The sequence below is a fragment of the Shewanella oncorhynchi genome (assembly GCF_030848765.1).
GTDB classification, from domain to species: Bacteria; Pseudomonadota; Gammaproteobacteria; order Enterobacterales; family Shewanellaceae; genus Shewanella; species Shewanella oncorhynchi.
Genome location: NZ_CP132914.1, coordinates 2896215 through 2908585 on the forward strand (window position 1 = coordinate 2896215; position 12371 = coordinate 2908585).

Annotated in this window: 10 protein-coding genes and 1 pseudogene; 2 read left to right on the top strand and 9 right to left on the bottom strand. The window is 42.6% G+C overall.

Annotated elements, in window-relative coordinates; genetic code table 11:
* Positions 1-46: 46 nt before the first annotated feature.
* From RA178_RS13040 to RA178_RS13050, 3 genes and pseudogenes are all read right to left on the bottom strand, one after another.
* Positions 47-619, bottom strand: coding sequence for a hypothetical protein (locus RA178_RS13040; protein ID WP_028760218.1), 573 nt, complete (start codon positions 617-619; stop codon positions 47-49).
* 108 nt (positions 620-727) lie between these two features.
* Positions 728-943, bottom strand: coding sequence for a hypothetical protein (locus tag RA178_RS13045; RefSeq protein WP_306682166.1), 216 nt, complete (start codon positions 941-943; stop codon positions 728-730).
* A 381-nt stretch (positions 944-1324) separates the two neighbouring features.
* Positions 1325-1511, bottom strand: a pseudogene (locus tag RA178_RS13050) (IS91 family transposase); the annotation flags it as partial.
* A 2253-nt stretch (positions 1512-3764) separates the two neighbouring features.
* Here RA178_RS13050 and RA178_RS13055 point away from each other — a divergent pair.
* Positions 3765-4775, top strand: a complete 1011-nt coding sequence (locus RA178_RS13055; RefSeq protein WP_306682168.1) for a hypothetical protein — start codon at positions 3765-3767, stop codon at positions 4773-4775.
* A gap of 1449 nt (positions 4776-6224) precedes the next feature.
* On the opposite strand, the gene RA178_RS13060 is transcribed toward RA178_RS13055, so the two are convergent.
* Both RA178_RS13060 and RA178_RS13065 read right to left on the bottom strand, forming a co-directional pair.
* Positions 6225-6674 carry a hypothetical protein gene (locus RA178_RS13060; RefSeq protein WP_263223263.1) on the bottom strand — a complete coding sequence of 150 codons (450 nt, stop codon included), beginning with the start codon at positions 6672-6674 and terminating at the stop codon, positions 6225-6227.
* A gap of 553 nt (positions 6675-7227) precedes the next feature.
* On the bottom strand, positions 7228-8193 hold the full coding sequence (locus RA178_RS13065) for an acyl-CoA desaturase (protein WP_306682170.1): 966 nt from the start codon (positions 8191-8193) through the stop codon (positions 7228-7230).
* Positions 8194-8318: 125 nt separating this feature from the next.
* Between RA178_RS13065 and RA178_RS13070 the strand changes: the two genes are divergently transcribed.
* Positions 8319-9473 (top strand): IS110 family RNA-guided transposase, encoded by a 1155-nt coding sequence (locus RA178_RS13070; protein ID WP_248993755.1) that lies wholly within the window; start codon positions 8319-8321, stop codon positions 9471-9473.
* A gap of 382 nt (positions 9474-9855) precedes the next feature.
* On the opposite strand, the gene RA178_RS13075 is transcribed toward RA178_RS13070, so the two are convergent.
* From RA178_RS13075 to RA178_RS13090, 4 genes are all read right to left on the bottom strand, one after another.
* Positions 9856-10383: a hypothetical protein gene (locus RA178_RS13075; protein WP_283628007.1), complete on the bottom strand. Its 528-nt coding sequence runs from the start codon at positions 10381-10383 to the stop codon at positions 9856-9858.
* A gap of 85 nt (positions 10384-10468) precedes the next feature.
* Positions 10469-10849 (bottom strand): DUF6896 domain-containing protein, encoded by a 381-nt coding sequence (locus RA178_RS13080; RefSeq protein WP_306682172.1) that lies wholly within the window; start codon positions 10847-10849, stop codon positions 10469-10471.
* A 573-nt stretch (positions 10850-11422) separates the two neighbouring features.
* Positions 11423-11809, bottom strand: a complete 387-nt coding sequence (locus tag RA178_RS13085) for a hypothetical protein (RefSeq protein ID WP_306682173.1) — start codon at positions 11807-11809, stop codon at positions 11423-11425.
* A gap of 24 nt (positions 11810-11833) precedes the next feature.
* The gene (locus RA178_RS13090; RefSeq protein WP_306682175.1) at positions 11834-12292 is read right to left on the bottom strand and encodes a hypothetical protein; all 459 of its coding nucleotides are present in this window, start codon (positions 12290-12292) and stop codon (positions 11834-11836) included.
* Positions 12293-12371: the final 79 nt, after the last annotated feature.

Here is a 12371-nt window from a genome sequence, read left to right on the forward strand (position 1 = left end):
CATTTAACGCCGCGAGCACACGCTGGAGGTTTTGTGCCTTGCCTTGTTAGCTTCTTGCTTCCCAGCCATCTTTACCATGAGAATATAGTTCCACTTTCATGTCTTCATCCCAACTTTCAGGATGAGGTACAAATGCTAAGAAGTAATTATCACCATCTTCCGGTACAGCACCACTCAGTATTGATAACGCCCAATTTTTTATACTTTTACTTTGAGAGAGTATCAATAGCTTATTTTCTGATCGAGCCATGGCCAATTTACTAAAATCGATTATAGAAGCGCGACTATCGCTTCTTTGAAATTCACTTTCAATAGCCCATTCCATTTTATTCACATAGATTAGCTGCTTCTTGTTTGACGCAGAAGGTATAGATTTAACATTCACAACACTAATATCAAAAAGCAATTCATTTAATTTAAATTCGCTTCTATTATTAGAATAATCTGCTGAAAAAACTCTGTATTCAGTTTGAACATATTCTTCTCTAAATGATGCTGCGATGTTTTTCACCCAAGCTTTACTTCTAGCTGCATGAAATAATCTAGGCTTAGAATAATTTGAACTTATACATTCTTGAAATGCATCTCTTAACGAATTCTGCAATTTTTCTAAAAGCATCGATTTATCCATGAAGCTAACGCAAAGCACACGGATGATGACCGCGCAGCGGTAGACATCCCAGCGACCGAACGGAGCGAGTGATGCGCCTTGTTATATGTACATTGCTCATTTTATTGCACTTCTACTAAGTCGTAACTTTGTTTTAATTACAAGAACCAAAGTTGGAATTTGAAGCACTAAGAACGACAATCCTAAACCTTTAACGGAAAATTCAGCAGAGCCTGAAAAAATCAAAATACAAGCCAGCACAAGCCAGATAATAAAGAAAAACAAGCCAAAGCCTATCAATGATTTGAGTATTATTTCATTGTTTAACGACATAACTTTCCGTACATATAACGTCTTAGTATTTATGCGTTGCGCTGTTTGCAAGGCATAAATCGCTTGTTGGACTTGGCCGCTGCCACATCCGTTTAAATGGATATGAATGATGCTATAGGAATTTGCTTTTTTGTGGTAGCGTTTTTTTATACAGTTTGATGGGTAATCACTTGATATTGTTTTAGCTTTCTCATTCTTTTACGCTCACTTTCGACTGATTATTGACCTTGGTTGACAGCATTTGGGCCCCACATTCAGGCTGACACTCACACCCTATCCCCTCATCGGCTTAACCCCATAAGGCTGGCTGCTTTTCGCTGTTGGTCATTCCGCTACGTCTTGAAGGAGCGGTTATCCTCCTGACATACGTACTTGCTGACTTTAAGTGTTAATCATCACTAATCCCTGCGGTCTTATCAGCCCAATACACTGCAAATGACCTAACTGGCATTGCGGGTATGACCACAAACAGTCTTCTTTGACCAAAGTACTCGCCAATGCCACCTGCGGTTTGCGAAGTTGCAGCTTGATGCGCGAACTTTTTGCGGTGGCAAGCATTGGTTAAGTACTGCGTAAAATCACCGTCATGACATACAGTACTAACCGGTTAGGAAATTTTGAATGATTTAGTTATCAGTTAAGTGATTCCGCGATAAAGCTAGAACAAAACAATATGCCTAGGTAGCTGCGCTCTGATGTATTCAAACTAAAGGTAGGTTTCTCCCCTCACTGTTCTCCGCTTTATAGTGACTAGCTTACCAAGAGACGCAAAATATCGGCCCATTCAACAAAGATCAAAGGATCACAAATCGATCTGTTCAAGTTGGTATATCCGAGCACACCTATTTTTTAAATCCCTGAGGAAATAAGAATAATAAGCAAATAAAATCAACGTCATAAATAGCGTTCGAAATTATGAACGCCCCCTAAAAGCCCGCTAATAAAACAACAACCAAGCCCTCTAAAATCCTCATATGTAGTGAAGCACTGCGCGTCACTGCCCCCGCAATCAACCGAGCCGGAAGGACCCGTGATGATAATGGTTCGCATCTACATCGAGTTGCGAGTGATTCTCATCACCATAAGGTGTCGCGTTCTGCTTCAATCAAACCGTGAGCATCGGCGAGGCACAAAATCCGCCCATCTGAAAATCAAAATTCCTCATAATTGCACATGATCATCGCTCCATTCCTATCCATGCAGGATGGCTAATATAGGTAAAGAGAGCGAGCTTGGCACTCGGCTAAAGTGAGCCAAGGCCTAGACAGCTACTGTTCACATAAAACCGTCAAAAACCGTTTAAAACCTTGGCTTTTACCCTCTTCACCCCATTGCCAACATTTAACACCAAAGCAACAAATGCACGTTATTGCATCCTTCCTTAGGGTTGATGCAATGACTCGTCTGTAGCCTTACTGCTGCATGGGCTAGAGTGCTCCCAACTTTTTTAGGCTATCTAGGGATTATCTAGGCCGCATCGAAAAACGGTTGAACCATATTGGTGCAACACACTGAACAACACCCATTGAATTAAAACATATCAATAACAATTCAAATTAAGGCAGCATGAGCCTAAAAACGCGTTCAATTACCCAGAAACAGTGTGCAGATCATCCCAGTTTGCCTGCTTTTCATGACCAAAAACAGCGAGCGGATTGCCCCCAAGCAGGATGAGGCAACAACCGAAACCGTGAGCCCAATAGAAGGATCCATTTGGGCGCCATCAATTCACCCAAAAAAGCCAAAAACCTCGCCTTTTGCCCTACCCTTCACGCCATCAGGAGTTAACACAAAAGAAACAAAAGCGAACCGTTGCATCCTCCTCTAGGGTTGATGCAACGACTCGCCTGTAGCCCTACTGCTGCATGGGTTTGAGTGCTCCCAACTTTTTGAGGAGATCTAGGGATTATCTAGGCCGCATCGAAGATGCGTTGAACCATAATGGTGTAATACACCTATCGCTACACAACAAACCAGCAACAACTAATACTAAGAAAACGTGCGCTATTCTCACTCGTCATCGTCGCTCAACACACCTACATCAGCCCTATTTATGCCGGCTTCACCCACAGACATGAGTAAATGCCTGAACGACTAAAACATCTGCTGGTAAACACACGGCTAGATCATAGGACCAAGCGGAACAACACGCTTAGGTACGTGCCATTATCGACCACCGGCATTAGCGTATAACTGCGCATAGCTCATGATGTACATTAGGATTGGGCAAAGCCGACGACTGAGCATGAAGCGTAAGGTGATCGGGTGACGCGTCTGCAGATGAAAAGAGCACGGATAAAGAGTTCGCCGTACCAAGCCAGCGACTAGCCATGAAGCTTAAGGTGATCGAGTGACACGTCTGCAGGTGAAGATAGTGGTCTAAGAACAGGTCAAACTGAACGCACGATTGAACTGGATTAGTCTTGACTTAACCCCTCAATATTCAAACCACTATGCAATTAGATCCGACAGATGGCTTTCCACTTCTGCACCAAAGCTTGCGAGCACTCGTTTAGTGAATCGAAAAATTGCAGACAGGCTGCACTACAAATTCTTATCTATTAACTTTGCTTTTTAACCCTCCTTTTAGCGCTTAATCAGTGTGATCAAGCTGGATAGATATACTTTAAAATTAACCACTTATGTAAAACAGAGCTTTGATGATAGATTTGAAAAAGGCGCATGAACGTTTTTCCGGATGGTACATTTGAGAAAAAGCTGATAAGTTCTTTGCAATACAATCAGTTAACTATGCGCATTTTTACTGGTCTAATGAGGTAAAGGCGCATGAACACTAATAAATAAAATTTTGGGCATCACAATGCAGCGCAGAATCGACGGCTATGAAGATATTAACCCAGTCAGCATCGCCAAATACATCGATGCTGGTGAGCGAGTGATCGTTCAGTATTCGAAGAGCGGCTATTCCGCACAACAGCTAACACTACTGAACCAGCTGGCAAAGAATCATGGGCGGAGTTTTGAAATCCGCTTTTATGGCCACTACTCTGAATCTTTTGACGCCTCAGTATTGCAGTTCATTCCTGACGCCCAATGTGTTTCGATAGATTGCCTTATGAAGGCGTCTAATCTTGAGGTATTATCCAAAATTCGATCTCTTGCGGAGCTTAGACTTGGTGTGTTCGAACTCGAAGATGCTGACGTTCTCAGCTATTGCAATCTCCCTTCTTTGAAAGTTCTGTCATTGGGAGAAACGAGAAGATGTAATATTGATTTTCGGCATCTCTCTAAGAGTGTTGTTCTAGAGGAACTTCACACGACTGGCCACACAAAAAACATTTCAACTATCTGCAATTTGCCGTTGTTCAGAGGCTTATCCCTTGCTTCAATCAAGAAGAAAGACGGCATCGAGTTCGTTTCCAGTATCCCGACATTGAAGACATTGCGCTTCATTCTTGGTGGTCGCTCGTCCATAGCTCAAATAACCTCACCGCAGCTTGAGTCACTAGAAGTCATTCGAGTTCAAGGGCTCGAAGACTTGGGTGACATAGGACGTTTCGAGAATATAGAGCGCTTGTTTATAGAAGATCAGATTAGGTTGGCTGACGTAAAAGTTGGTCCAAACCCCAAATTGAGTGACATGAAGATCATCAACTGCAAAACGCTTGAAAAGATTGCAGGTATTGAGGACTTGAAGGGACTCTCGTCATTGCGAGTTTATAAAACCGCGATTGATTACAATAGTTTCGTTACAGACTCGGTGCCCAGTAGTCTAAAAACCTTTGCGTTCTACACGGGCAAAAGCAAGCGGGACTCTGAAATTCGCGTGGACTTAGAAAAAAGAGGCTTTCATGAGCATGCCCGTCAGTGATGCCTAACAATTCATCTAGAGGACTCCGAAACTCACGAATTAGAGTTAGGAATCTAGCTCGCTTTTTGCCCCGAAGTAAGTTGTGTGATGTCGAGTAGAGATTGTACAATTTAGCGCATACTGCTCACACAAGACATCTCAAAATCTCGCAATTCCCCAGACCTTTTCGAACGGAAATAATTAACACAAAAGAAACAAAAACACGTCATTGCATCCTCCTGTAGGGTTGATGCAACGATATGCCTGTAGCCCTACTGCTGCATGGGTTTGAGTGCTCCCAACTTTTTAAGGGGATCTAGGGATTATCTAGGCCGCATCGAAACACTATTGAACCATAATGGTGTAACACCTCTATCGCAATGCAATATTTCAGTAGCAACTGAGGCTGAGAAAACGTGCGCTATTCTCACTCGTCATCGTCGCACAACACGCCTATATCTGCCCTAACATTACCGGCTTCACCCACAAACATCAGTAAATGCCTGAACGACTAACACACCTGCAGGTAAAACAGCTGACAAAACGTAAACATGCACATTGATGCCAGGCATCAACACCTATCCGCCCAACTAATATTCCTGCCTCACAAAGACTATTTAGCCAGCGTAAGGTTAGTGGACACACCGGCAGGTCAACACGGCAGGAACATAGGACCAAGCAGAACAATACGCTTAGATACCGGCCATCATCGACCACTGGCATTAACGTATAGCTGTTCAGCGCTCATGATGCACTTTGGGATTGGATAACACGCCTGCAGGTGAAAAGAGTACAGTTCAAGAACATGCCGCACTAAGCCTGCGACTGGCCATGATGCCATTGTGATTGGGTAACACGTCTGCAGGTGAAGTCATAGTCCAAGAACAGGCCGAACTGATCGCACTATCAAACGTCTGCGGCTCACGCAAGACAACTAAAAATATCGATATTCCCCTGACCTTTTTGACCTGAGAAAATTAATACAAGACCAACAAAAACACGTCATTGCATCCTCCTGTAGGGTTGATGAAACGACTCGCCTGTAGCCATACTGCTGCATGAGTTTTAGTGCTTCCAACTTCTTGAGGGGGGTCTATGTAGTGGCATATTAAATTTGGTCAACTAATTAGAAGTGTATGACTCTGCTCATAGTAATTTAGGACCCCTATAGATTTAAAGCTATTAAGTGATACTTTGTTCTGATTTCAGTTATATTAAAGTGCTTTCGCAGCTGTTACTGCGAGTGAGAGTCTAAGATTGATAGATATGTGACTATTTATGCATATTCTGATGCATAAACTGAGTTTTGCACTAGTACGTATCGATAATGTGAAGTACGTCGATTATGCACTAAAATGCGTGAAAACTGCACTTTAACAGTTATTAAAGTGCATCTTTTTCGAGACTGTTCATAATTCTGTGTCTCGTTTAAATACTTTGGCACCTTAATCTTGCAGGGGGACTCCCTCGCTAATCTAAATTTAAAACATCAGATTTACTCGTTTTCCAGCCCAATAATTCGATAATGAATGCATTATTGGATAAGATTTCGCATTTGTTATCATTTGAATTATTTGTATAATTAATACCAATGCTCGTTTTATCTAAATTTTCTTTTCGTAAAGTAAATGTGTAATAAAGCTCACCACTATCATTAAAAGCTAGCGGCACTATAGCTATTAGTCCATTATCATCATAAAAACCAACATCAACTTTGCTAAGTCTCAAACAGTGCCATTTAGGTGGAATACTGCTCACTCTAACAGTTACTTCATACATTTTATAAATTTCACTAGCACTAACTTTAACATCAACATTATATTTAGCTGCATTTTCTCTCGTTATGTAGATTGAATCACTTGCAACAACCCTAAAACAAAAAAACATCAGAATATAAAGTATACGTATATTAAATTTCATCTTGAACGTTCCCTATAAGCTTCAACTGCCCCAAATGATTTAGACTCTAATCTTTGATCATGAGTAGGCCCATACTTAGTATGAACTCCTTCATAAGCCAAATTGAAAACAACACTTTCCACAGACGTCAATTGTGTTTTTTGATAACGATTAAATCGATTCGCCACAATTTTAGAATAAGTAGCACTTCTATACAGTGTTACAAAACCTCCTCTCTCCATTGCCTCAGGCCATTTTCCATTGACTTTTTCAGCAAAATCATTAGCTTCACTGAAGGATGAAAACGTTTCTAACTTAACCTGTCCATTCTTATCTACATAAGCGATAGCGAATTTATTAACAAAATCTCGACCTTTACCTCTTCTTATGTCGGGTATATCTCTAGAGGCAATATCTCCTTCTTCATATGCTTGCTCTGGATCAGTGGTTCGCTTTGGGCTCCGCGCAGCGGCTTAGTTCAACGCCCGGCTCACCGAGTAAATTTTTGATGGCGGCTTTTGTGCGTGTTTTGCACAAAAGGTGACAGCGGAAATTTGTCCGGTGCAGCCGTTTGTTAACTGTTCCTTCTGATGAAATTTGCAATTTCACACTCTTCAGGAACACGCTCCACTCGACGATCAAGGTCTGTAGCTTCTGCAACTAACTCTGAACGATGGGGTAATTCTTTTGGTAGCTTAATGTTTTTAACGACTCCTAGATTATGAAGCGCGTTTAATACCCACCAACCTGAGTCAGGTTCATCTTTGTATAAACCAAGCATAGCTGAGCCGGGGTATGCGTGATGATTGTTGTGCCACGCCTCACCCATTGATAGGAAACCAGCAATACGAATATTGTGCCCCTGAACAGCCGCACCTTCAACTTTCCAAGTTCTTTGCCCGTGGTTATGAGCGAAGTAACCAATAAGCCAATGACCACCGACAGAGATGACAACCCTTACAGAGACGCCCCATACCAGCCAAGGTACACCACCCAATAAATATAGAGGAATTGCGACAACTAATTGTTGGGGCAACCAATATTTCTCAATAAAAAGGTAGAACCGATTTTTTGACACTTCATCTTCAATTGTAAACTCAGGTTGATATTTTAAATTGAGATCACAGTTAAGCTGCCACCACCCATCTTTTATTATTTTCGACCCGTGCAATAAGAAATCATGGCATTTTTTCTGCCGTTGCGCCCAGTCTCTTAAATCGTGCTGCATCATCATTCCAATTGGCCCAGCCATACCAACCAAGACCCCCAAATAGACAAACAAATATTCCATCCATTTTGGACATTCATATGATCGGTGAATGAGTAGCCTATGCATTCCGAGGGAATGACCAAAACAAAGAGTTACGGCAGTCAATGAGATAAATACCATAAGAGATGAAAAAGAAAATACGAAAGGAGCGATACATAGCGCGGCAATCAGATTTGAAAGAAACCAAATCGATTTCAAAGGGCTCCACACTACCTCGCCCTCAAATGCGCTTTCCGGTCTTTCTGAATTAACTCTTTCAGTATTTCGCATAACTTCCTAGATACAGTTAGACATAATGACTCCCCACAAAGATGCTGATCTCCAATCAATCGTGGATTAGCTTAAAGCCAGAGCCATAATAGTTTTGTCAAAGAAACTAAAAATTGGAGATCAGCATGATAAAACATAACATACTTTTCATTGGCTTAGATACTCATAAAGAATTCGTCGAAGTCGCCTATATCGAAGACCATTATGGTGCACAATCGGTACATTATGGCCGCGTTTCTAGTGCAAAAGCATCCATCACTAAATTAGCAAAACAATTTCAATCCAAGTATCCAGATGCAACACTGCACTTTGTCTACGAAGCAGGCCCTTGTGGCTATTGGATCTATCGTCTCCTCACTAGCTTAGGCCACTGTTGCTACGTTATAGCTCCCTCTCTCATTCCCAAAAAGCCTGGTGAAAAAGTCAAAACTGATAAACGTGATGCGCTTAAACTCGCTAAGCTACTTAAATCTGAAGATCTCACACCCATCTATGTGCCTGAGCCTGAAGACGAAGCCATTCGTGACCTTTCCCGTGCAAGGGAAACTGCCATGAAGGATTTAAAGGATGCCAAATACCAACTTAAAGCGTTACTCCTTCGAAATAATATCAACTACAAAGGTACGGCCAATTGGTCACTACAGCATTTACGTTGGCTGACCGAACTGATATTACCCCATCCCAGTCAGCAGATTGTCTTGCAGGAATATCTACAGACTGTCACGGAACGGATTGCAAGGCTAAAACGATTAGACAATGAACTTGAGCATCATGTGAGAAATTGGCGCTATTATCCCGTTGTCAAAGCCATTCAAGCGCTAAGAGGTGTGCGGCTCTTGGTTGCAACGGGTGTAATTGCAGAATTAGGCGACTTAACACGCTTTGATCATCCCAGAAAATTAATGAGTTATTTAGGACTCGTCCCCGCTGAACACTCTAGTGGCGGCAAACGTCATCTCGGAGCAATAACCAAGTGCGGCAATACTCGGGCTAGGCGATTACTCGTGGAGGGAGCGCACACCTATCGCTATCCCGCCAATATCTCTACAGACCTTCAGCTAAGACAAGAAGGTTTGCCGAAGCAAGTTGTTGATATGGCATGGCAAGCACAACTTCGGCTTTGCCGTCGATATCAACGGCTAATGCAAAAAGGTAAACACTATAATGTGGTTGTGACTGCCATAGCGAGAGAAATGATTGCTTATATTTGGGCGATTGCGAGGGAAATTGTATTAGTGCAGATCAATCCCAAGTTGCGTTTAGCGAGGGTGCCTGCATGAGTTTAATTTTTGAGTTAATGCAGCTGGTGAGGCAGCGGATGTGGCACAACCACCGACGGCGTTAGGATGGCAATACGGCTAACCCTGTATTGAACCACGTACATAGACTGAAGACAGGTGCCACGGCGGATAAAGTAAGGTAGGCGCTGCTTGTCGAAAGATAAGTAATCCACGGATATCAGCATGACAACCGACGAAGTTACTTGCTTCATCTACTGCGTTAACTCAATACTTTTGAGTAACGTAAAAATAAGGCTTAAATAATTAGGCCGATATTTGTGTGCTCTACTTGACGTGGGGAGTCATACCAACGCCTCAAACAGGGGCGCGCGTTAGCGCGTCCCTGCCCGAAGGGCACTTGCTGGTTTGATTTGTTAGGCATTTATTGCTCCAGAACTCGAAGAAACTGGAACGACAAATACCCACCAAGACATTCAAAGCCGCTCGACACAAACTGTACTGTCCATGAAGGCATAGCCTTTGTATTAAATCCAAGTTCATTCAGCTTTGGATTTATTTCGATATCTTTAATCGGGCCCAGGTCTTTGAGTTTGTCTGCGATAATTTGGCTGTCCCTGTGCGGAGGTATACCAATCCGTGCATTGTATATGCAATCAATTTGCTTCGGTTCATGGTCAATGAACTTTTGATACAAGCCAGAATTGCTTTCAATAAACGCATCAAGTTCCTTCTTTTTATCCAGCTCCAGTAAATACACAAATGCTGGATCACAGCATTCTTCTTTGAATGAACGTTTGAAGGAGTCTGAAACGAATCTTTTTGAGAAGATGGTTGTTTTTTCAACTACCTTGCCTGTCACGGGATCTTTGCATTTATAGTCCAGAATTCGGTAAATCTGCCAAATACCAGCGCTATAGCTTCTTACCCAATCTCCAATCTTAGGTGCCACGATCTCTCCTGATGCCTAACGCCCGCCACACAGGCGAGCAACTTGTTGCGAGTCCAGCGCCGAAGGCGCGGTGTGTTGGCGTTTGTTATGCACTTTGTGACAATGCCTCAGAAATGGCTTTTTTCATTAGCTCTTCATCATCAAGTAATTCACGATAGTTCTCATAGGGTAAGTTTCCATCATTGACTTGTCTCTCAACAAAGATCTGCATACGCCATGGGTCTGGGTCGGGTTTGTCAAAATCAAAATCTATACCTCCAACATCAGGAGTTTTAAAAACATCTACACCGATGCCATGAGTGCGAATATACCAAGTTGTTCCTGGCACCAATTTGCAGCCACGATTTTCTCTAGAAAGAATGTCTTCTGCTTTCGATAGTCCGAATCCAAGCCGAATTAGCTCCTTAGCCCAACTCATTTGGGCATACCATAATGGAATCGCTACTTTGATTGGATTAATACTCATGACATCCTTAATGCATAACGACCGCATTTGCGGAAAATTGAAGCGCAGCGAAAATTTATCCTTAATGCGCTTGTTAAAACTTAGTGCCCTGACTGCATATAAAGCCACACAAGTCCACCCACAAACACGGCTAGGAACATACATGAAACAATTAGGGAAGCCGAGCTGAATTTGTTTAGCTTTCCTCTCACCCATTCAAACCCACCGACGGCCATGGCAATAGCATAAAGAGCAATAACCAAATATAGGGATATTGATTGCCATAATGGCACATAGCATTCGCGATCTGACTCCCCGCCGCATTCAACAGCGCGAACTGAGGAATATAACGAAATACCAACAAACAATACGATGAGAAATACCGAACTATATGCCGCCAATTCCCCCTTTTTCCAAGACAAACCCTGCTCCCTCATAGAGTTTTAACGCCGAGCTAAGCGGCAGTTTTTAAGTTGTGATTTTGTGGAATACTTTTGCGTAGCAAAACCACAAAAGCGCGACTTAAAAACTGTCCAGCGCCGAAGGCGCGGTGCTTGAGCGATTTGTTATGTAATTTTTTGCTTGCGAAAGCCTCTACAGCCATTTTTCATATGCTAAATAAGCTAAGTACACCACTAAAAGAGTACGAATCACAATACTGTATATGGAATAGCCTAGTTTGATTTCACTTTGTTCATACTCGAACCCCAAGAACTTAAATGGGTTTGCCCATGGATTAAACCCAAACTGATAGTTACCAGTTGCAGTTACGAGCTGAAGAACGTTGACCGGAATAAACAACTGTTTTGCTTTGTATAAGTGAGCGGATTCAATTTCTGAGAATGGAATTTTCCAACTACCGCACTCAACACGATCATCATAGACTTTGAACATAGCTCGTTTAGCAGTAACCCAATTATGTGAGTATCTAGGTTCTTTGTCTTCTCGATTTGTTGCTTTACAAAAACACTTGTACTTCATTCATTCCCTCGCGAGACATAACGATTAAGCTAAGGGGCCGGCTTCGCCGGTCCCAGCGAACGAAGTGAGCGCTTTGAGCGCATTGTTAGGCGAAATTGACGCACCCATATAGTTGACTGCGTGCGCATACTTTTTGCCTGCTGTATGGACTAGCAAAGAGTGACAGTTGCTGCAGTAATCATCGGCAAAATTTTCTGGAAATTCGAACATTAGTACCGCTGCTTTGAGCTCTGGCTTTGAAAAGCCTTCGGACTTGAGTATTTCTAAAAAACGCAGCTTCAAGGAATTTAACGCGGTTTTCAGTGGCACGATTTCAGAAAACCGCTGAGGGCATGGCTCGTCTGCAAGAAGATTAATAAAAACTGTTTCTTCTGTATGCGCTTTTGCTGCTTGCCTCAGATGTGGGTGGACATACGACAAGCCGCTCACTGCGTGGTGGGCAATGCTGTGGGATACGCTGCTTAGCCGTTTACTCGAAGCCATGAATTTTGCCTAACGCTGCCAGCAGCGGCCGAGTGAAACGAGGTCCAGCGACCGCAGGGAACGATGCTGGCTGGCCTTG